Annotated in this window: 17 protein-coding genes; 10 read left to right on the top strand and 7 right to left on the bottom strand. The window is 70.2% G+C overall.

The features are described from left to right. Window positions 1-46 precede the first annotated feature (46 nt). Both groL and H7I87_RS27795 read left to right on the top strand, forming a co-directional pair. Window positions 47-1,663: a chaperonin GroEL gene (gene groL / locus H7I87_RS27800; RefSeq protein WP_011726032.1), complete on the top strand. Its 1,617-nt coding sequence runs from the start codon at window positions 47-49 to the stop codon at window positions 1,661-1,663. Window positions 1,664-1,776: 113 nt separating this feature from the next. Beyond that, window positions 1,777-2,976 (top strand): FAD-dependent oxidoreductase, encoded by a 1,200-nt coding sequence (locus H7I87_RS27795; RefSeq protein ID WP_023862261.1) that lies wholly within the window; start codon window positions 1,777-1,779, stop codon window positions 2,974-2,976. 155 nt (window positions 2,977-3,131) lie between these two features. Here H7I87_RS27795 and H7I87_RS27790 read toward each other — a convergent pair whose 3' ends face one another. Beyond that, on the bottom strand, window positions 3,132-3,896 hold the full coding sequence (locus tag H7I87_RS27790; protein ID WP_011726029.1) for a superoxide dismutase family protein: 765 nt from the start codon (window positions 3,894-3,896) through the stop codon (window positions 3,132-3,134). A gap of 42 nt (window positions 3,897-3,938) precedes the next feature. Beyond that, on the bottom strand, window positions 3,939-4,247 hold the full coding sequence (locus H7I87_RS27785) for a WhiB family transcriptional regulator (protein WP_003874400.1): 309 nt from the start codon (window positions 4,245-4,247) through the stop codon (window positions 3,939-3,941). A gap of 397 nt (window positions 4,248-4,644) precedes the next feature. Here H7I87_RS27785 and H7I87_RS27780 point away from each other — a divergent pair, with 397 nt between their 5' ends. From H7I87_RS27780 to H7I87_RS27770, 3 genes are all read left to right on the top strand, one after another. Continuing rightward, window positions 4,645-5,475 (top strand): hypothetical protein, encoded by an 831-nt coding sequence (locus H7I87_RS27780; protein ID WP_011726027.1) that lies wholly within the window; start codon window positions 4,645-4,647, stop codon window positions 5,473-5,475. A gap of 90 nt (window positions 5,476-5,565) precedes the next feature. After that, window positions 5,566-6,144, top strand: a complete 579-nt coding sequence (locus tag H7I87_RS27775; RefSeq protein WP_011726026.1) for a sigma-70 family RNA polymerase sigma factor — start codon at window positions 5,566-5,568, stop codon at window positions 6,142-6,144. Beyond that, on the top strand, window positions 6,131-6,931 hold the full coding sequence (locus H7I87_RS27770; RefSeq protein ID WP_011726025.1) for an anti-sigma-D factor RsdA: 801 nt from the start codon (window positions 6,131-6,133) through the stop codon (window positions 6,929-6,931). The genes H7I87_RS27775 and H7I87_RS27770 overlap by 14 nt, the downstream gene beginning before the upstream one ends. 1 nt (window position 6,932) lies before the next feature. Here the strand turns inward: H7I87_RS27770 and H7I87_RS27765 are convergent, their stop codons facing one another. Beyond that, entirely contained in the window at window positions 6,933-7,346 is a 414-nt protein-coding gene (locus H7I87_RS27765; protein ID WP_003879523.1) for a DUF5319 domain-containing protein, read from the bottom strand. Between the two features lie 161 nt (window positions 7,347-7,507). On the opposite strand from H7I87_RS27765, the gene guaB reads away from it, so the two are divergent. From guaB to H7I87_RS27750, 3 genes are all read left to right on the top strand, one after another. After that, window positions 7,508-9,103 (top strand): IMP dehydrogenase, encoded by a 1,596-nt coding sequence (gene guaB / locus H7I87_RS27760; RefSeq protein WP_003874394.1) that lies wholly within the window; start codon window positions 7,508-7,510, stop codon window positions 9,101-9,103. A 7-nt stretch (window positions 9,104-9,110) separates the two neighbouring features. After that, window positions 9,111-10,238, top strand: coding sequence for a GuaB3 family IMP dehydrogenase-related protein (locus H7I87_RS27755; protein WP_003879524.1), 1,128 nt, complete (start codon window positions 9,111-9,113; stop codon window positions 10,236-10,238). A 169-nt stretch (window positions 10,239-10,407) separates the two neighbouring features. Continuing rightward, window positions 10,408-12,144: a GMC oxidoreductase gene (locus H7I87_RS27750; protein ID WP_011726023.1), complete on the top strand. Its 1,737-nt coding sequence runs from the start codon at window positions 10,408-10,410 to the stop codon at window positions 12,142-12,144. Window positions 12,145-12,146: 2 nt separating this feature from the next. Here H7I87_RS27750 and H7I87_RS27745 read toward each other — a convergent pair whose 3' ends face one another. Next, window positions 12,147-13,040 carry a TauD/TfdA dioxygenase family protein gene (locus H7I87_RS27745; RefSeq protein ID WP_009978887.1) on the bottom strand — a complete coding sequence of 298 codons (894 nt, stop codon included), beginning with the start codon at window positions 13,038-13,040 and terminating at the stop codon, window positions 12,147-12,149. A 74-nt stretch (window positions 13,041-13,114) separates the two neighbouring features. On the opposite strand from H7I87_RS27745, the gene H7I87_RS27740 reads away from it, so the two are divergent. Beyond that, window positions 13,115-13,690 (top strand): TetR/AcrR family transcriptional regulator, encoded by a 576-nt coding sequence (locus H7I87_RS27740; protein ID WP_009978885.1) that lies wholly within the window; start codon window positions 13,115-13,117, stop codon window positions 13,688-13,690. Here H7I87_RS27740 and H7I87_RS27735 read toward each other — a convergent pair. From H7I87_RS27735 to H7I87_RS27725, 3 genes are read right to left on the bottom strand one after another with little or no spacing between them, the layout of a single operon-like run. Beyond that, window positions 13,684-16,059, bottom strand: a complete 2,376-nt coding sequence (locus H7I87_RS27735; protein ID WP_023862262.1) for a glycoside hydrolase family 65 protein — start codon at window positions 16,057-16,059, stop codon at window positions 13,684-13,686. The genes H7I87_RS27740 and H7I87_RS27735 overlap by 7 nt on opposite strands. Next, window positions 16,056-16,844, bottom strand: coding sequence for a beta-phosphoglucomutase family hydrolase (locus H7I87_RS27730; RefSeq protein ID WP_019731770.1), 789 nt, complete (start codon window positions 16,842-16,844; stop codon window positions 16,056-16,058). Before H7I87_RS27730 ends, H7I87_RS27735 begins: the two co-directional genes overlap by 4 nt. Before the next feature lie 42 nt (window positions 16,845-16,886). Further along, window positions 16,887-18,464, bottom strand: a complete 1,578-nt coding sequence (locus H7I87_RS27725; RefSeq protein WP_062909449.1) for a PPE family protein — start codon at window positions 18,462-18,464, stop codon at window positions 16,887-16,889. Between the two features lie 194 nt (window positions 18,465-18,658). On the opposite strand from H7I87_RS27725, the gene guaA reads away from it, so the two are divergent. Beyond that, window positions 18,659-20,236 carry a glutamine-hydrolyzing GMP synthase gene (guaA, locus tag H7I87_RS27720; protein ID WP_003879026.1) on the top strand — a complete coding sequence of 526 codons (1,578 nt, stop codon included), beginning with the start codon at window positions 18,659-18,661 and terminating at the stop codon, window positions 20,234-20,236. Window positions 20,237-20,263 lie beyond the last annotated feature (27 nt).

Here is a 20,263-nt window from a genome sequence, read left to right as displayed (position 1 = left end):
TGATTTCCGGGGCGGCATGCGTTACAGCCCGGTTTGAAGGAGCCTGATGAGCAAGATCATTGAGTACGACGAGACCGCGCGCCGCGCCATCGAGGCCGGCGTCAACACGCTTGCCGACGCGGTCCGGGTGACGCTGGGTCCGCGGGGCCGGCATGTGGTGCTGGCCAAGGCATTCGGCGGCCCGGCCGTCACCAACGACGGCGTCACCGTCGCGCGGGAAATCGACCTGGAGGACCCGTTCGAGAACCTGGGCGCCCAGCTGGTGAAGTCGGTGGCGACCAAGACCAACGACGTCGCCGGCGACGGCACCACCACCGCGACCGTGCTGGCGCAGGCGCTGGTGAAGGGCGGCCTGCGGCTGGTGGCGGCGGGCGCCAACCCCATCGAGCTCGGTGCCGGAATCTCCAAGGCCGCCGACGCGGTGTCCGAGGCGCTGCTGGCCTCGGCCACCACGGTGTCCGGCAAGGACGCGATCGCCCAGGTGGCGACCGTGTCGTCGCGCGACCAGGTGCTCGGCGAGCTGGTCGGCGAGGCGATGACCAAGGTCGGGGTCGACGGCGTGGTCAGCGTCGAAGAGTCCTCGACGCTGAACACCGAGCTGGAGTTCACCGAGGGCGTCGGCTTCGACAAGGGCTTCCTGTCGGCCTACTTCGTCACCGACTTCGACGCCCAGCAGGCCGTGCTGGATGACCCGGTGATCCTGTTGCACCAGGAGAAGATCAGCTCGCTGCCCGACCTGCTGCCGATGCTGGAGAAGGTCGCCGAGTCGGGCAAACCGCTGCTGATCATCGCCGAGGACATCGAGGGCGAGGCGCTGGCCACCCTCGTCGTCAACTCCATTCGCAAGACGCTGAAAGCCGTTGCGGTCAAGGCGCCGTTCTTCGGCGACCGGCGCAAGGCGTTCCTGGAGGACCTGGCCATCGTGACCGGCGGCCAGGTGATCAACCCCGACACCGGCCTGCTGCTGCGCGAGGTCGGCACCGAGGTGCTCGGCTCGGCCCGGCGGGTGGTGGTCAGCAAGGACGACACCATCATCGTCGACGGCGGCGGCGCCAAAGACGCCGTGGCCAATCGGATCAAGCAGCTGCGCGCCGAGATCGAGAAGACCGACTCCGACTGGGACCGCGAGAAGCTGCAGGAGCGGCTGGCCAAGCTGGCCGGCGGCGTGGCGGTGATCAAGGTCGGTGCGGCCACCGAGACCGCGCTCAAGGAACGCAAGGAGAGCGTCGAGGACGCGGTGGCGGCCGCCAAGGCCGCCGTCGAGGAGGGCATCGTCGCCGGTGGCGGGTCGGCGCTGCTGCAGGCCCGTAAGGCCCTCGACGAGCTGCGCGGATCGCTGAGCGGCGATCAGGCCCTGGGCGTCGACGTCTTCGCCGAGGCGCTGGGGGCGCCGCTGTACTGGATCGCCAGCAACGCCGGGCTGGACGGCGCGGTGGCCGTGCACAAGGTCGCCGAGCTGCCCGCCGGTCATGGGCTCAACGCCGAGAAGCTCAGCTACGGCGACCTGATCGCCGACGGCGTCATCGACCCGGTCAAGGTGACCCGCTCGGCGGTGCTCAACTCGGCCTCGGTGGCGCGGATGGTGCTCACCACCGAGACGGCGGTTGTCGACAAGCCGGCCGAGGAGGCCGACGACCACGGCCACGGTCATCACCATCACTGAGTAGGCGGTGCGAAACACCCCCGGTCCGTTCGGGATCGGGGGTGTTTCGTTTCGGGCGGCGGGTCGTGCCGGATGAGCCCGGACCGGATCGCGGCCTGAGGTAGCCTGCGCAAGTGATCCGGACTCAAGTGTGCGTTGCCGGGGGCGGTCCCGCCGGGATGGTGCACGCGCTGCTGCTCGCCCGGGCCGGAATCCCGGTCGTCGTCTTGGAAAAGCACAACGACTTCCTGCGCGACTTCCGCGGCGACACCGTGCATCCGACCACGCTGCGGATCATGGACGAGCTGGGCCTCATCGACGAGTTCCTGCGCCTGCCGCACACCAAGATCGACACCGTCGCCTTCGACACCGACGGCTCGATTCGCACCTTCGGCAACTTCAAAGTGCTCAAGCGGCTCGGTTTCAACCAGCCCTATATCGCCATGATGCCGCAGTGGGACTTTCTCGACTTCATCGCCGAAAAGGCTTCTGCCTACCCGGAATTCACGCTTATCCGCAACGCCGAAGTGACCGACCTGATCCTCGAGGACGATCGAGTGGCCGGCGTGCGCACCCCCCACGACGAGGTGCGAGCGGATCTGGTGATCGCCGCGGACGGACGCAAATCCGCGGTGCGCGCCGCCGCGGGGCTGCGGACGGCCCAGGCGCACTCGCCGATGGACGTGCTGTGGTTTCGGCTGAAATGGCGTCCGGGCGACCCCCGGGAGCTGTTCGGCGTGTTCCGTAAGGGCCTGATGATGGCCATGATCTACCGCGGCGACTACTGGCAAGTCGCCTATCTGATGCCGAAGGGCGCCAGCCCCAAGGGCGGATCGTTGGAGGAGTTCAAGGAACGGATCGTCACCGCGCAGCCGCGGTTGCGCGAACACGTGAACGACCTGACCTCGTGGGACGACACCAGCGAGCTCGACGTCCGGGTGGACAGGCTCGAAACATGGTGGCGCACCGGCCTTTTGTGCATCGGCGACGCCGCGCACGCCATGTCGCCGGCCGGCGGCGTCGGGATCAACCTCGCCGTCGCCGACGCGGTGGCCGCCGCCAACATCCTGTGCGCGCCGCTGCAACAGGGCCGGGTGACCGATCGCGATCTGGCGAAGGTGCAGCGGCGACGCGAACTGCCCACCCGCATCGTGCAGGCCGTCCAGGTCCTGATGCAGGACAACGCGATCGCGCCGAACCTGAACGGTGACCTATCCCCGATCCACGTCCCGAAGATCGTGGGTTTTGGTCCGCTGCAAGCCATTCCGCCACTTGTGGTCGGCCGCGGTTTCCGTCCCGAGCATGTCCGCACGCCGGACGTGCACGCGCGGTAGCGCCGTCAGAGCCCAATGATGCTGATGACGATGCCCACCACGATGCACACCGAGAGGGACAAGGGCCACCGCCGTGACGCCCCAGGCGCCGGCAAGTGGAGGTGCGGCCACAGCAGGCCGAGCAGCACCCGGTGAGCAGCCCGTGGGCTTGAGCGTCACCGCCCGGGCGGCAGGCTGGGCGGCGTGGTCACGGTGGTGGTCGGGGTGGACGTCGCGGTCGGGGTGCCGGTGACCGTGACCGTGCTGGTGCTCGTGCTCGTCGACGGCGGCGGCACCGCGACGGTGGTGGTGCTCGTGGTGACGCTGGTCGTCGGCGTGGTCGTGGTGGAGGTGGCCGACGACGCCGCGATTACCCCGCAGGCCAGCCGTTTACCGGAATCGGCGGCGGGCGTGTTGGCCAGGTTGTTCGCGTTCTGGTGCAGGATCAGCGCGCTGCCCGAGCTGGTCCTCAGGTCCGCGGCGGTGAACGCGTTGCTGGTGGTGACCAGTTTCGCCGAGCCGTCGGAGCGCACCTGCAGCGCGGTCAGATCGCCGCTGGCGGGATAGCCGGTGTGGTCCGGCGCCTGATAGACGGCGCCGGCGGATTCGAAGTCACCGGTCGAACCGCCCGTCGGCGCAGTCGAATTCGCCTCGCACTTGCCCACCGCGTGGATCTGCAGGCCGTGGAACCCGGGGCTCAGCACCTGGTTCGGGCCGGCTTCCACGGTCACCGTCGCATAGCCGTTCGCGAATTCGAAGCTGGCGTTGGCGACCGGGATCCCCTCGGCGGTCTTGAGCTGGGTGGTCAACCGCTCCGATCCGGGCACCGAGCTGGTCAGCGGTGCGGTGTTGGGTTGGCTGCTCTGCTGGTTCGCGCAGGCGGCCAGCGGTGCGATGGCCGCGGTGACCGCCACCACCGCGAAGGTTGCGCCCTTGTGCATGGGCGCTGCCTACCCGGATCGGCGCAGGCCGAAACGGCGGTCTCAGGCCGAGCGGCGGATACCGCGCCCGCGGCCGATCTCGCCCTTGAGCAACAGGTCACGCTCGGATTCCGACAGGCCGCCCCAAACCCCGTACGGCTCGCCGACTTCCAGCGCGTGCGAGCGGCACTCCTGGATGACCGGGCACTGCCGGCACATTTCCTTGGCCCGCTGCTCGCGCTGCATGCGGGCGCGGCCGCGTTCGCCGTCGGGATGGAAGAACATCGACGAGTCGACACCGCGGCACAAGCCGTGCAATTGCCAATTCCAGATGTCGGCGTTGGGCCCAGGTAGCTGCTCCGGCTGTGGCATTGGTTCGTTCCCTCTCTGCACCGCCCACTCGAGGTCAGGTCGTGAAAGCGATGGTGTGCAACTTAAATTAAGTGGAGCGGAGTCCCCGATGACTACCCGTCTCGCCTAGACGGTAGGGGGGACGGCGAATTTCCGTCAATAGCCACTTAGCCCGGCAAAGTATGTGTCCGTCCGCGCAAAATTAACGTTGCGTTCATGTCCGCTGAAATTGCCAAAGCAATACCGTGCTACCAGGCACTTGATCGAAACGTGATTTCCCAGCTCAGCGCGCGGGCGACGGTCCGGTGGAATTTATCCATGGGCTATAGTCATTAACGGATCGGTAACAAGAAGACCACAAACTGTTTACTACATCATTGTGATTGAAACTCGTCACACTTCGGCGGTCGGGGGCGCGGTGCAGGCCAACGTTGACGGCTCCGTCGACCGGTTGTTGGCCGAGGCCGCATTCGGCGACCGGCCCGACCGCTGGCCCCTGCCCGCGGCGGGCACGCCCGCGCAGCTGTGGTTGCGCGCCGTCGCCGCCGGGGGACAGGGACGTTACGGCGCCGCGCTGCACGATCTGGCCCGGCTGCGCCGCACCGCGACCGCTGGGCGGCTCGCCTCGCTGGCGCACAGCACCCAGGGGTCGTTCCTGCGCCAACTCGGGTGGCACGCGCTGGCGCGGGGCTGGGACGGACGCGCCCTGGCGCTGGCCGGCGACGACCCCGAGGCGGGCGCCGACGCGCTGATCGGGCTGGCCGCCGATGCGCTGGGCGTCGGCCGCTTCGCGGCCGCGGCGGCGCTGCTGGCCCGCGTCGAGCCGCTGCTGGACTCGGAAAACATTGTGCCCCAGCGTATTTCGGTGCGCCGCGGTTGGGTGGCCGCCGAACTCGCGATGGCCCGCGGCGACGGCGAACTCGCCGTCCGGCGCGCCGGGGAGGCGGTCGAGGCGGCGGCGGCCACGGCCTTGGGTGCGGCCGGGGCGGCGGCGCGCCACCAGGTCAAAAGCGAGGTGGTGCTGGCCGCCGCGCTGTGCAGCGCCGGGGATATCGAGCGGGCCCGCGCGGTCGCCGACACCGCGCTGCACACCACCGCCCGGCTGCGGCTGGTGCCGCTGCGCTGGGCGCTGGCGTGCTTGCTGATCGATATCGGAAGTGTGGAGTTTTCGTCACGGCAACTGCACGAAATCCGGGAAGTCTGCGCAGGCCAGGTGCGGCGCGCCGGTGGAACGTGGCGTTCCGCTTGAAACGGCCGTCGGCCCGTTATTGTCATTTCGTTAGTTAGCCCGGTTGGCCCGCGATGTGTCCGCTTCGTAACGTTGGAGATATCACCGTCGATGACAATTCCAGCAGGGGAACGTCTCGATGCTGTGGTCGCCAAGGCCGTGACGGGAGACCACAACGCACTCCGGGAGGTGCTGGAGACCATCCGCCCGATCGTCGTGCGATATTGCCGGGCACGCGTCGGCACGGTCGAGCGGGGTGGCCTGTCAGCCGACGACGTGGCACAGGAGGTGTGCTTGGCGACCATCACGGCGCTGCCGCGGTATCGCGACCGCGGGCGCCCCTTCCTGGCTTTCCTGTACGGCATCGCGGCCCACAAGGTGGCCGATGCGCACCGGGCCGCCGGCCGCGACCTCGCCTACCCGACCGAGTCCATCCCCGATCGCTGGTCCAACGATGCGGGGCCCGAACAGCTTGCCATCGAAGCGGATTCGGTGAGCCGGATGAGTGAACTGTTGGAAATCCTGCCGGCCAAGCAGCGCGAGATCCTGATCCTGCGCGTCGTGGTCGGCCTGTCCGCCGAGGAGACCGCGGCCGCCGTCGGCAGCACCACCGGCGCGGTCCGCGTCGCCCAGCACCGCGCACTGTCGCGGTTGAAGTCCGAGATGATCGCGGCAGGTGACTGTGCCTGAATCCCTGGATGAATTCGCCCGCACCGACCTGCTCCTCGATGCGCTCGCCCAGCGCCGGCCGGTTCCCCGGGGACAGGTCGAGGACCCCGACGACCCCGACTTCCAGATGTTGACCACCCTGCTGGAGGACTGGCGCGACAACCTGCGGTGGCCGCCGGCCAGCGCGTTGGTGACGCCCGAGGAGGCGGTCAACGCGCTGCGCGCCGGCCTGGCCGAACGCCGCCGCGGCCACCGCGGCCTGGCCGTGGTGGGGTCCGTCGCGGCCACGCTGATGCTGCTCAGCGGCTTCGGCGCGATGGTGGTCGAGGCCCGCCCCGGCAGCACCCTGTACGGGCTGCACGCGATGTTCTTCGACCAGCCGCGGGTCAACGAAAAGGACCAGGTCATGCTGGCGGCCAAGGCCGACCTCGCCAAGGTGGCCGAATCGATCGACAAGGGGCAGTGGGATCAGGCCCGCACGCAGCTGACCGAGGTGAGCAGCCTGGTCGCCTCGATCGACGACCCGGCCACCAAACAGGACCTGATGACGCAGCTGAACCTGCTCAACGCCAAGGTCGACACGCGCAACCCCAATGCCACGCTGCCCGCGGCGGCCCCCTCGATGGCCCCGTCGGTCGCCGTGCCGGCCGCGCCGCCGCCGGCCGCGTCGATCGCGCCGACCCCGGCGGCACCGCCCGCCCCGCTCAGTCCGGCGCCCGTGTCGACCCCGTCGCCGAGCCCGTCAGTGGGCAAGCATCACCACCACGGCCAGCCACCCGCGGTGGCGCCGGTGAATCCGAATCAGTGAATCAGTGCCGGCGGTGGAAGCCGTCGGCGTCCGACGTCGCCTCGTTGAGTGAGGCGTCGGCGTAGCCCCGGCAGTAATCCCACGTCACGTAGGCGTCCGGCTCGGGGTCGTAGGCGGGCTCGTGCGGGCGCACGGTGCCGTCGATCAACAGCTGCAGCAGGTTGGCCCGCAGCATGTCCCAGTCGTGGTAGTGATCCTGCTGGCACTCGTCGCAGCACACCACGAGTCCGCGAATACCCTTGTGCGCCAGCAGCGCCTCGTACACGGCCAGATCGGCGAGGTCGGCCTCGACGGCCATCCGCTCCTGCTGATCCAGCGGCTGTCCCGGCTCGACGGCATCCAGCGCCGCCGACGGATCACAGGGGTCGTCGGCGAAAGGATCGGGCGGCAAACCCGGTGGGAGGTGGTCGCGCACGCCTCTAGCCTACGCAGCCCGGCCGGGATAACGCCAGCAGGGAGCAACCCGCCGTTCGGGTTCCGTTTGGCCCGCGCGGCGCGCCCGAGCAAGCGGACTGCCGGGGCGGCCGAGCCGATAGGATGGGTCTCTCACCCCGCATCGTATGGAGGACCCCACTGATGACCCGTGGCACGTCCCACCTGGAAGACAGCTCTGACCTGGTTGGCAGTGCCTACGTGCGGGTGGGTGGCCTCGTCGACGATCCGGTGCCCACCGGGGGCGACAACCCGCACAAGATCGCCATGCTCGGCCTGACGTTCGACGACGTGCTGCTGCTGCCCGCGGCCTCCGACGTGGTGCCCGCCACCGCCGACACCTCCAGCCAGCTCACCAAGAAGATCAGGCTCAAGGTGCCGCTGGTCAGCTCGGCGATGGACACCGTCACCGAGTCGCGGATGGCCATCGCGATGGCCCGGGCGGGCGGCATGGGCGTGCTGCACCGCAACCTGCCGGTGGCCGAACAGGCCGGCCAGGTCGAGATGGTCAAGCGCTCCGAGGCCGGCATGGTCACCGACCCGGTCACCTGCCGCCCCGACAACACGCTGGCCCAGGTCGACGCGCTGTGCGCGCGGTTCCGCATCTCCGGGCTGCCGGTGGTGGACGACTCCGGCGCGCTGGTCGGCATCATCACCAACCGCGACATGCGGTTCGAGGTCGACCAGACCAAGAAGGTCGCCGAGGTGATGACCAAGGCCCCGCTGATCACCGCCCAGGAGGGCGTGTCCGCCGACGCGGCGCTGGGGCTGTTGCGGCGCAACAAGATCGAGAAGCTGCCCATCGTCGACGGGCACGGCCGGCTCACCGGGCTGATCACCGTCAAGGACTTCGTCAAGACCGAACAGCACCCGCTGGCCACCAAGGACAGCGACGGCCGGCTGCTGGTCGGCGCGGCCGTCGGGGTCGGCGGCGACGCCTGGGTGCGGGCCATGATGCTGGTCGACGCCGGGGTGGACGTGCTGGTCGTGGACACCGCGCATGCGCACAACCGGCTGGTGCTCGACATGGTCGGCAAACTCAAGGCCGAGGTGGGCGAGCGCGTCGAGGTGATCGGCGGCAACGTCGCCACCCGGGCCGCGGCCGCCGCCCTGGTGGCCGCCGGCGCCGACGCGGTGAAGGTGGGGGTGGGGCCCGGCTCGATCTGCACCACCCGGGTGGTGGCCGGCGTCGGCGCGCCACAGATCACCGCGATCCTGGAAGCCGTGGCTGCCTGCGGGCCGGCGGGCGTGCCGGTGATCGCCGACGGCGGGCTGCAGTACTCCGGCGACATCGCCAAGGCGCTGGCCGCCGGCGCGTCGACGGCCATGCTGGGCTCGCTGCTGGCCGGCACCGCCGAAGCGCCCGGCGAGCTGATCTTCGTCAACGGCAAGCAGTTCAAGAGCTACCGCGGCATGGGGTCGCTGGGCGCGATGGCCGGCCGCGGTTCTGGCGCCGGCAAGTCCTACTCCAAGGACCGCTACTTCGCCGACGACGCCCTCTCCGAGGACAAGCTGGTGCCCGAGGGCATCGAGGGCCGGGTGCCGTTCCGCGGCCCGCTGTCCTCGGTGATCCACCAACTCACCGGCGGCCTGCGGGCGGCGATGGGTTACACGGGCTCACCGACCATCGAGGCGCTGCAACAGGCGCAGTTCGTCCGGATCACGGCGGCGGGCCTGCGGGAAAGCCACCCGCACGACGTCGCCATGACCGTCGAAGCCCCCAACTACTACGCGCGCTGAGGCCCACATGGTCGAGATCGGGATGGGCCGCACCGCCCGTCGCAGCTATGAACTGAGCGAAGTCAGCATCGTGGCCTCCCGGCGCACCCGCTCCTCGCAGGACGTGTCGACGGCCTGGCAGCTGGACGCCTACCGGTTCGAGATCCCGGTGCTGGCGCACCCGACCGACGCGCTGGTGTCACCGGAGTTCGCCATCGAGCTGGGCCGACTCGGCGGCCTGGGCGTGCTCAACGGCGAGGGCCTCATCGGCCGGCACGCCGACGTCGAGGCCAAGATCGCTCAGCTGGTCGAGGCCGCCAGCAAGGAACCCGAACCCTCCGCGGCGATCCGGCTGCTGCAGGAGCTGCACGCCGCGCCGCTCAACCCCGACCTGCTGGGCTCGGCCGTCGCCCGCATCCGGGAGGCCGGGGTGACCACCGCGGTGCGGGTCAGCCCGCAAAACGCCCAGGCACTCACCCCGGTCCTGCTGCAGGCCGGCATCGACCTGCTGGTCATCCAGGGCACCATCGTCTCCGCCGAAAGAGTGGCTAGCGACGGCGAGCCGCTGAACCTCAAGACCTTCATCTCCGAGCTCGACGTGCCGGTGGTCGCCGGCGGCGTGCAGGACCACCGCACCGCGCTGCACCTGATGCGCACCGGCGCCGCCGGCGTCATCGTCGGCTACGGCGCCACCCGCGGCGTGACCACCAGCGACGAGGTGCTGGGCATCAGCGTGCCAATGGCCACCGCGATCGCCGACGCCGCCGCCGCGCGCCGGGAGTACCTCGACGAGACCGGCGGCCGCTACGTGCACGTGCTGGCCGACGGCGACATCCACACCTCCGGCGAGCTGGCCAAGGCGATCGCCTGCGGCGCCGACGCGGTGGTGCTGGGCACCCCGCTCGCCGAGGCCGCCGAGGCGCTCGGCGAGGGCTGGTTCTGGCCGGCCGCCGCCGCGCACCCGTCGCTGCCGCGCGGCGCGCTGCTGCAGGTCGCGATCGGGGAGCGCCCGCCGCTGCGCCAGGTGCTCAACGGGCCGTCCGACGACCCGTTCGGCTCGCTGAACCTGGTCGGCGGGCTGCGCCGGTCGATGGCGAAGGCCGGTTACTGCGATCTCAAGGAATTCCAGAAGGTGGGCCTGACGGTCGGCAGCTAGTCGCGCCTTGAGGCGCCCTTCCGCCTTGGGCCGCCCTTGCGCCTTGGGCCACCGGCCGGCCGTCACGCTGGCGTGACGGCCGGCGCCGAGCGTCACGCCAGCGTGACGCTCGGGCGCGGCGGCCGGAGGCCCCTGGCTTGTTACCGGCGGGTAAGGCCATACTGGTGCGATGAAGCCGGATTACGACGTCCTGATCATCGGTTCGGGTTTCGGGGGCAGCGTCAGCGCGTTGCGGCTGACCGAGAAGGGCTACCGGGTGGGCGTGCTGGAGGCCGGCCGCCGGTTCGCCGACGAGGATTTCGCCGAGACATCCTGGGACCTGCGCAAGTTCCTGTGGGCGCCGAAGCTGGGCTGCTACGGCATCCAGCGCATCCACCCGCTCAAGAACGTGCTGATCCTGGCCGGCGCGGGGGTGGGCGGCGGCTCGCTGAACTACGCCAACACCCTCTACGTGCCGCCGGAGCCGTTCTTCAAAGACCAGCAGTGGGCGCACATCACCGACTGGCGCGACGAGCTGATGCCGCACTACGACCAGGCCCAGCGGATGCTGGGCGTGGTGACCAACCCGACCTTCACCGACGCCGACCGGATCGTCAAAGAGGTCGCCGACGAGATGGGCTGCGGCGACACGTTCGTGCCCACCCCGGTCGGAGTGTTCTTCGGCCCCGACGGCACCAAGGCCCCCGGCAAGACCGTGCCGGACCCGTACTTCGGCGGCGCCGGGCCGGAACGCACCGGCTGCCTGGAGTGCGGCTGCTGCATGACCGGCTGCCGCTACGGCGCCAAGAACACCCTGCTGAAGAACTACCTGGGTCTCGCGGAATCGGCTGGGGCGCAAGTGCTTCCGATGACGACGGTGAAGGCGTTCGAGCAACGCCCGGACGGGCTGTGGCAGGTCCGCACGGTGCGCACCGGCAGTTGGGTGCGCCGCGACAGGCGCACCTACACCGCCAAGCACCTGATCCTGGCCGCCGGCACCTGGGGCACCCAGCATCTGCTGTTCAAGATGCGCGACGAGGGCCGGCTGCCCCGGCTGTCCAACCGGCTGGGCGTGCTGACCCGCACCAACTCCGAGTCCATCGTCGGCGCCGGAAAGCTCGAGGTCGACCCCAACCTGGACCTGACACACGGGGTGGCCATCACGTCGTCGATCCATCCGACGCCGGACACCCACATCGAGCCGGTCCGCTACGGCAAGGGCTCCAACGCGATGGGTCTGCTGCAGACGCTGATGACCGACGGCGCCGGCCCGCAGGGCACCGACGTGCCGCGCTGGAAGCAGTTGCTGGACCAGGCCCGCGAGGATCCGCGCCGGTTGATGCGGTTGCTCAATGTCCATCAGTGGAGCGAGCGCACCCTGATCGCGCTGGTGATGCAACACCTGGACAACTCGATCACCACCTTCACCAAGCGCGGCAGGCTCGGAATCCGTTGGTACACCAGCAAACAGGGCCACGGCGAGCCGAACCCCACCTGGATCCCGGTCGGCAACGAGGTCACGCGGCGCATCGCCGCCAAGATCGACGGCGTGGCCGGTGGCACCTGGGGGGAGCTGTTCAACATCCCGCTGACCGCGCACTTCCTGGGTGGCGCGGTGATCGGCCAGGACGCCGAGCACGGCGTCATCGACCCCTACCACCGGGTCTACGGCTATCCGACGCTGTATGTGGTGGACGGCGCCGCCATCTCGGCCAACCTGGGCGTCAACCCCTCGCTGTCCATCACCGCCCAAGCCGAGCGGGCGGCGGCGTTGTGGCCCAACAACGGCGAGAACGACCAGCGCCCCGCGCAGGGCGAGCCGTATCGGCGGATGGATCCGATCGCGCCCAAGGCGCCGGTGGTCCCGGCCGAGGCGCCGGGCGCGCTGCGCTGGACACCGACCAAGCCGGTCAGCTCGGCCAGCTAGCGCTAGCTGGCCAGCACCTCGAGCGGGGCGCCGCTGATCACCCGGCTGCGCTCGCCGTGCACGTTGACCGGCACGTCGCCCATCAATGTGATGCGGTGCATCAGCCGGGGCTGGTCGTCGTAGTCGTCGATCGCCCGGTGCTGGGTGGCGCGGTTGTCCCACATGGCGACGTCCCCCGGCGCCCAACTCCAGCGAACGGTGTTCTCCGGCATGGTGATTCGCCGCTGCAGTAGCTCCAGCAGCACGCTGGACTCGTGGCCGTCCAGGCCGACGAAACCGCGCACGAAATCCCCGGCCAGCAGGGCGCGCTCCCCGGTCTCCGGGTGCACCCGCACCACGGGGTGCTCGGTGCGAAAGTCCGGCTTCTCGAACGCCTGGCGAAACGCCCGCTGGGTGTCGTTCATGGGGTCGGTGCGCACGTAGTCATAGCGGTTGGTGTGCAGCGCCCACAGGTTTTCGGTCAGGTGCCGCAGCGGCTCGGGCAGCTGCTGGTAGGCCGCGACCGTGGAGGCCCACAGCGTCGAGCCGCCGTAGCTGGGCAGGGTGACCGCCCGCAGGATCGAGGCCGCCGGATAGTTGGCGGCGAACGTCACGTCGGTATGCCAGCGGGTGGCCTTGCCATACTCGGAGTCGATGGGCGTGATCACCGGAAGGTGCTTGGCGGCCAGCGCCGAGGCGGCCGGGTGCCCGATGGGGGTGCCCAGCAGCCTGGCGAACTCGAGCTGCCGGGAGTCGTCGAGGTGGTGCTGGTGACGGAAGAAGATCACCTTGTGGGTCAACAGCGCGCGGCGGATCTGCTCGACCGTGGCGTCGTCGAGGTCGCCGCCGAGGCGCACCCCGTCCACCCGGGCGCCGATCCGGCTGCCCAGCTTGGTGACGGTTATCTGACCTGTCATTGTCGTCGTCCTTGGCTCGAAGAGGGGACCCAAAACGGGTGTAGTCAACTGACTACAAATGCTACTGTAGTCAGATGACTACAACTTCCGCAACCCGTCCCCGGAAACCGCCCACCGGCCGGGCGGAAGTGGCCGCGGCGATCCTCGAGGCCGCCACCGATCTGTTCGCCGAACGGGGACCAGCCGCGACGTCGATCCGCGACATCGCCGCGCGCTGCGGGGTCAATCACGGGCTGGTGTTCCGCCACTTCGGCACCAAGGAGCAACTGGTCGGCGCGGTGCTCGACCATCTGGGCGCCAACCTGAGCGCCCTGCTGGCGACCGACACGCCCGCGGAGGTGGTGGAGCAGTCACTGGACCGGCAGATGCGGGTGATGGCCCGCACCGTGCTCGACGGGTATCCGGCCGGACAGCTGCAGAAGCGCTTTCCCAACATCGCCACCCTGCTCGACGGGGTGCGGCCGCTGCATGACGACGAGCTGCACGCGCGCCTGGCCGTCGCCAATGCCCTTGCGCTGCAGTTCGGTTGGCGGCTGTTCGCGCCCATCCTGCGGGCGGCGACGGGGATCGAGGAGCTGACCGACGCCGAGCTACGCCGGGCGGCCGGCGCCGAGGTGGAGCGGATCCTGAGGTCCCCCGACCCTCACTGACCCGGCGACGACCGCGACACCGCCCGCCGGTGGGTGGGCTCGCGGCCCGGCGGTTGCTGCGGCGGCGGCAGCAGCGGCTTGCGGGGACGCACCGCGACGGTGGTCGGGGACTGGGTGCTGAGCTCCAGCTCGGCGCCGGCGTGCTGGATGGTCAGCTCGCCGCCGGGCCCGTCGCGCAGCGTGTAGGTGACATCGGCGTGGTTGACGTCCACGGTGACCCGGAAATCGCGCCACCGCAGCCGGAACCGCAACCGCGAAATCCCGTCGGGCAGTTGGGGATCCAGCGACAGAACGCCCTCGTCGTCGCGCAGCCCGCCGAACCCGGACACCAGCGCCGTCCACGCGCCGGCCAGCGAGGCCATGTGCAGGCCGTCGCGGGTGTTGTGGTGCAGGTCGCGCAGGTCGATCAGGGCGGCCTCGTAGGCGTAGTCGTGGGCCAGTTCCAGATGCCCGACCTCGGCGCACATCACCGCTTGCGTGCACGCCGACAGCGACGAGTCGCGCACCATCCGCGGCTCGTAGTAGTCGACGTTGCGGGCCTTCTGCTCGGGCGTGAACGCGTGGCTCTGCCAGTGCATCGCCAGCACCAGGTCGGCCTGCTTGATCACCTGCGCCGGGTAGAGGCGCACGTAGGCCTCGTGCAGCAGCAGCGGGTAGGTGGTGTTGTGCTCGAAGTCCCATTCCGCGAAGGTGGTGAAGCCCTCGCACTGCTGGTGCACGCCCAGGCCGGAGTCGTAGGGGATCTTGACGGCGTCGGCGGCGTCGCGCCACGCCGCGGTCTCCTCAGTGGTGACGCCCAGCGCCTTGGCCCCGTCGGGGTGGCGGTTGCAGGCCTCGGCCGCGACGCGCAGGTTGTGCGCGGCCATCAGGTTGGTGAAGACGTTGTCGCGGACCACCGCGGTGTACTCGTCGGGGCCGGTGACGCCGTCGAGGTGCCAGACGCCGTGCCGGTCGTGGTGGCCCAGCGAGAGCCACAGCCGGGCGGTTTCGACCAGCACCGGCAGCCCGCACTCGGCCTCCAGGTCGTCGTCGCCGGTGACGATGCGGTAGCGCTCGAAGGCCATCGCGATGTCGGCGTTGATGTGCCAGGCCGCCGTGCCGGCCGGCCAGTAGGCCGAGCATTCCTGTCCGCGGATGGTGCGCCACGGAAACGCGGCGCCCTCCAGGCCCAGCTCGGCCGCGCGCTCCTTGGCCAGGTCCAGGGTGGAGGCGCGCCACCGCAGCGCGTCGGCGACGGTGTGCGGCGCGGTGTAGGTCAGCACCGGCAGCACGTATCCCTCGGTGTCCCAGAAGGCGTGGCCGTCATACCCGGTTCCGGTGAGCCCTTTGGCGGCGATCGCGCGGCGTTCGGCGCGGGCGCTGGCCTGCAACAGGTGGAACAGCCCGAAGCGGACGGCCTGCTGGGATTCGGGGTCGCCCTCCACCTCGACATCGGCGCAGTCCCAGAAGTTGTCCAGGTACTTGCGTTGCGATTCCAGCAGCCCCGGCCATCCGGTGTAGCGGGCGCTGTGCAGCGCGGCGGCCACCTGGTCGCGCAGCGCCGGCCGCGAGCGCATGCTCGACCACCCGTAGGCGAGGTATTTGACGATGCGCAGTTTCTGTCCCGCGCGCAGCCCGCAGATCACCGTGGTCCGCGCCAGGTCGGCCCGCGAATCCGTGCTGACCTCCACGCGTCCGGGAACCTCGACCTCGTGGTCCATGCCGGCGGCCATCATCAGCGCGCTGCTGCGGGTGCGGTGCATGAGAAGCGCACCGGTGTCGGTGTTTTCGTGGTCGACCTCTTCGAGCGGGTTCTCCAGGATGGCCGACACCCGCGGGTCGCCCGAGGTCTGCGGCTGGTCCTCGTTGGTGACCAATTCGGATTGCACCGTCACCCGGACGAAGTCGCCGACGGCTTGCACGACGTACTCGATGGCGGCGACGCCGCGTTGGGCCAGCGACACCAGCCGGGTGGAGACCACCTTGACCTCTTTGCCCGCGGGCGAGCGCCAGTACGCGCTTCGCGTCAGCGTTCCGCCGCGCAGGTCGAGAGTGCGCTCGTGGGAAAGCAATTCGCCGTAGCGGACGTCGAAGGGCTCGTCCTCGACCAGGAGCCGGATGATCTTGCCGTTGGTGACGTCGACCAGCGTCTGGCCGGCCTCCGGGTAGCCGTAGCCGGCCTCGGCGTAGGGCAGCGGCCGGATCTCGTAGAAGGAGTTCAGGTAGGTGCCCGGCAGCCCGTAGGGCTCGCCCTCGTCCAGATTGCCGCGCAGCCCGATGTGCCCGTTGGACAGGGTGAACAGGGATTCCGACTGGGCCAGCAGGTTGAGGTTGAGCTGGGTCTCGCGCACGTGCCAGGGGTCGACGGGAAACGATTCGTCGGCGATCATGACGCCAGCAGCTCGGCGAGATCGCTGACCACCACGTCGGCGCCGTTGCGGCGCAAATCCTCGGCCTGGCCCACCCGGTCGACACCTACCACGAAACCGAAATTACCGGCCCGCCCCGCCGCCACCCCGGACAAGGCGTCCTCGAACACCGCCGCCGCGCCGGCGGGGACGTCGAGCAGCTGCGCCCCGCGCAGGAAGGAGTCCGGCGCCGGCTTGCCGGCTAGGTGTTCCTCGCGCAGCGTGATGCCGTCCACCCGCTGCTGCACGTACCGGTCCAGGCCGGTGACCTCGAGCACGTCGCGGGTGTTGGCGCTGGACGACACCACCGCGATGCCCAGGCCGGCGGCCGAGGCCGCCTCGAGGTAGCGCCGCGACCCGTCGAACACCTTGACGCCGTCCTGTTTGAGGACCTTCTGGAACATGTCGTTCTTGCGGTTGCCCAGGCCGTAGATCGTCTCCGCGTCTCCCGCGTCGTCCGGGCTGCCGTCGGGCAGGTGAATGCCGCGGCTCTGCAGGAACGACCGCACCCCGTCCTCGCGCTTCTTGCCGTCGACGTATTTGCGGTAGTCGGCGGCCGGGTCGAACGGGACGAACGTCTCGCCGGTGCGCTTGGCCCGGTCGGCCAGGTAGGCGTCGAACATCGCCTTCCAGGCCTTGGTGTGCACGCTGGCGGTGTCGGTGAGCACGCCGTCGAGGTCGAACAGGCAGGCGTGCACTTTCTCGGGCAGACCCAGCACGGGCACTCGCTTCCGGTGGTTGGGGTCGGGCGGTATCCACTCCACCATGCGGAAGGGACATGTCGCCACCGATCGCCGGCGCGCCGGACGTCAGACCCCGCTGTCGCGCGGGTCCGGCGGGGCCCAGCTGCCCGGGAGCAGGGGCATGCCGGCCCCGCCGCCGAACTCATCCCCGGCCAGCTGGGTCAGGCCCGCGGCCGCAACGGTTTCCCGGGGCGCCGTGCCGGCGAAGCCCAGGTTTCCGGCACCGCGCGGGGACGCCGTCGTCGCCGGCTCGTCCCAGTCCGGATCGACGCCGACATTCATGTCCATGAATTCGTCGCCGCGGCGCCGCGACCGCTGGCGGCGCCGGGCATGTGCCGCCTCCCGGACGGCCGCCCCGGCGCCGACCGCATTCGAATCCGGTTGGGGTGACTTGCTTTTCGCGCGGGCGTCGACGCTCGCTCTCGCTTTCGAGCCGAACCCAACACCGGGCGGTGCGACGGCGTAGGGAGGCGCAAACGGGGCCGCGCCCGGGGCCGGTGGCGCCGGCGGTGCCGGGCTGGACACGGTGGCCGCCGTAGGAGCAGGCGTGGGCGCGGGCGCCGGCACCGAAGCCGCGGCCGAAGCGGCGATCGGGGTCGCGCCGGCCGTCGCCGGCAGGCCGGTCGGCGCCGCGGCGGATGGGGTCGCCGGCTCCGCGACCGGCGCGGGGAGGGGCGGCTGCCCGGCCACGCCCGCGAAGCCGGCCAGCGCCCCGAACGGCGCCGCGGCGACGAGCGCGGGCACCAACAGCAGCTGGGGTTGCGTCGGAAGCCAACTGGCGAGCTGGGCCAGGTGGGTCGGCCAGTCGAGCAGCACCAGTTCGGTGATGAATTGGAAAGCCGCCGCGGGGTTTTCCTGCAGCAGGGCCCCGAACTGTTGGAAATCGGAAAACAGCTCCAGGGCCCGCACCACCCACCACAGCGGGTCGGCGGGGCTGGTGTAGGCCTCGTACGGCAACCCGTTGAGGGTGCCCTCGACCGGGTCCCAGTCGATGCCGAACAGCCGCAGGATCTGGGCGACGAACTGGTTGAGCGGGCTGTCGAACCCGTGGTCGTGATCGTGGTCATCCCCGTGCTCGTGGTCGTCGTGGTCGTGCGCCGCGGTGGATTTCAGGATGGACGGCGCCGGGTCCGGCTGCGGGACGGCTGCCACCGCCGCGGTGGAGACCGCTTGATACGTCGCCATGGTGCCGGCGGCCTGGACCCACATCCGCGCATAGTCGGCCTCGTTGACGGCGATCGGAATGGTGTTGATCCCAAAGAAATTCGTCGCCACCAGCGCGCCGTGGACGGCGTGGTTGGCGGCCAGCTCCGGCAGCGTCGGCATCGCCGCCAACGCGGCGGTATAGGCGGTGCCCGCGGTCTCGTGCTGGGCGGCCGCCGCCGCGCTGTGCGCGCTGGCCCGCGTCAACCATGCCAGATACGGGCCGTGCGCGGCGACATAGGATTCGGCGCTCGGCCCCTGCCACGCGCCGGCCTGCGCCGATGCCAGTAACCCACTGAGTTCCTCTGCCGCCGAGGCGTATTCGGCGCCCAACGCGCTCCACGCCGCCGCGGCGGCGAACACCGACGCCGGCCCGGGGCCGCTGCTCAACAACGCCGAGTGCACCTCCGGCGGGGACGCCATCCAGATCGGTGCGGTCATCGCGGGCACTGTCGTCACGGCAACTCCTGGGCTGGTTGGGCTTGCGGAATCACCGAAAAGATAAGTGAAAATGATTATCGTTATCAGCAGCGGCCGGGAGGCTCATATCGAAGGCATAGAATTCGCTCGGTGCCGCGCTTTCGCTGCGGGCCTCGGGGGCCGGGGCCGGCGGAGGCGGCCACTAGACTTCTGGCGTGGCCGAATCCCCCCCCACCGAGGTGCCCGAACCGCCCGCTCGACCCGTGTTGGTGGTCGACTTCGGTGCCCAGTACGCGCAGCTGATCGCCCGGCGGGTGCGTGAGGCGCGGGTCTTCTCCGAGGTCATTCCACACACCGCGACGATCGAGGAGATCAAGGCCCGCCAGCCGCGGGCGCTGGTGCTCTCCGGCGGCCCGTCCAGCGTCTACGAGCCGGGCGCCCCGCAACTGGATCCGGCGGTGTTCGACCTGGGGGTGCCGGTGTTCGGCATCTGCTACGGATTTCAGGCCATGGCGCAGGCTTTGGGCGGCACCGTCGCGCACACCGGCACCAGCGAATACGGTCGCACCGAGCTGAAAGTGCTTGGCGGCGAACTGCATTCGGGGCTACCGGGCGTGCAGCCGGTCTGGATGAGCCACGGTGATGCGGTCACCGCCGCGCCGGACGGTTTCGAGGTGGTGGCCAGCAGCCCCGGCGCCGTGGTGGCCGCGTTCGAGAACCGGGCCCGCCGCCTGGCCGGGGTGCAGTACCACCCGGAGGTGATGCACACCCCGCACGGCCAGCAGGTGCTGAGCCGGTTCCTGCACGACTTCGCCGGGCTGGGCGCGGACTGGACGGCCGCCAACATCGCCGGTGTGCTGGTGGAGCAGGTCCGCGCGCAGATCGGCGACGGCCACGCGATCTGCGGATTGTCCGGCGGGGTGGATTCCGCGGTGGCCGCCGCCCTGGTGCAGCGCGCCATCGGCGATCGCTTGACGTGTGTGTTCGTCGACCACGGGTTGTTGCGTGCCGGCGAACGCGCGCAGGTGCAGCGCGATTTCGTGGCCGCCACCGGCGCCAACCTGGTCACCGTCGACGCGGCGGACACCTTCCTGCAGGCGCTGGCCGGGGTGACCAACCCGGAGGGCAAGCGCAAGATCATCGGCCGGCAGTTCATCCGGGCGTTCGAGGGCGCGGTGCGAGATGTGTTGGGGGACAAGCCGGTCGAGTTCCTGGTGCAGGGCACGCTGTATCCCGACGTGGTGGAGTCCGGCGGGGGCAGCGGCACCGCGAACATCAAGAGCCACCACAACGTCGGGGGGCTGCCCGGCGACCTGAAGTTCACCCTCGTCGAGCCGCTGCGGCTGCTGTTCAAGGACGAGGTGCGCGCGGTCGGCCGGGAACTGGGGCTGCCGGAGGAAATCGTTGCGCGCCAACCCTTTCCGGGTCCCGGCCTGGGCATCCGGATCGTCGGGGAGGTCACCGCGACGCGGCTGGACACGCTGCGGCGGGCGGACTCGATCGCGCGCGAGGAACTCACCGCCGCCGGCTTGGACTCGCTGATCTGGCAGTGCCCGGTGGTGCTGCTCGGTGAGGTCCGCTCGGTGGGGGTGCAGGGCGACAACCGCACCTACGGACATCCGATCGTGCTGCGGCCGGTGACCAGTGAGGACGCCATGACCGCGGACTGGACCCGGGTCCCCTACGAGGTGCTGGAGCGGATCTCGACCCGCATCACCAACGAGGTCCCCGAGGTCAACCGCGTGGTGCTGGACATCACCAGCAAGCCGCCCGGCACCATCGAGTGGGAGTAGCCGCCCCGCCGGAAATGGGCTCGGGCT

The sequence above is a fragment of the Mycobacterium timonense genome, from assembly GCF_025821985.1.
In the GTDB taxonomy this organism is placed as follows: Bacteria; Actinomycetota; Actinomycetes; order Mycobacteriales; family Mycobacteriaceae; genus Mycobacterium; species Mycobacterium avium.
The sequence above is the reverse complement of the archived record's forward strand: the minus strand, read 5'-3'. Positions and strand labels throughout refer to the sequence as shown.

Coding starts and splice junctions, on each gene's coding strand:
- H7I87_RS27750 (WP_011726023.1), top strand. CDS start 10,408: ATGAAGCCGGATTACGACGTCCTGATCATCGGTTCGGGTTTCGGGGGC.
- H7I87_RS27755 (WP_003879524.1), top strand. CDS start 9,111: ATGGTCGAGATCGGGATGGGCCGCACCGCCCGTCGCAGCTATGAACTG.
- H7I87_RS27745 (WP_009978887.1), bottom strand. CDS start 13,040: ATGACAGGTCAGATAACCGTCACCAAGCTGGGCAGCCGGATCGGCGCC.
- H7I87_RS27740 (WP_009978885.1), top strand. CDS start 13,115: ATGACTACAACTTCCGCAACCCGTCCCCGGAAACCGCCCACCGGCCGG.
- H7I87_RS27790 (WP_011726029.1), bottom strand. CDS start 3,896: ATGCACAAGGGCGCAACCTTCGCGGTGGTGGCGGTCACCGCGGCCATC.
- groL (WP_011726032.1), top strand. CDS start 47: ATGAGCAAGATCATTGAGTACGACGAGACCGCGCGCCGCGCCATCGAG.
- H7I87_RS27735 (WP_023862262.1), bottom strand. CDS start 16,059: ATGATCGCCGACGAATCGTTTCCCGTCGACCCCTGGCACGTGCGCGAG.
- H7I87_RS27785 (WP_003874400.1), bottom strand. CDS start 4,247: ATGCCACAGCCGGAGCAGCTACCTGGGCCCAACGCCGACATCTGGAAT.
- H7I87_RS27725 (WP_062909449.1), bottom strand. CDS start 18,464: ATGACCGCACCGATCTGGATGGCGTCCCCGCCGGAGGTGCACTCGGCG.
- guaB (WP_003874394.1), top strand. CDS start 7,508: ATGACCCGTGGCACGTCCCACCTGGAAGACAGCTCTGACCTGGTTGGC.
- H7I87_RS27730 (WP_019731770.1), bottom strand. CDS start 16,844: ATGGTGGAGTGGATACCGCCCGACCCCAACCACCGGAAGCGAGTGCCC.
- H7I87_RS27775 (WP_011726026.1), top strand. CDS start 5,566: ATGACAATTCCAGCAGGGGAACGTCTCGATGCTGTGGTCGCCAAGGCC.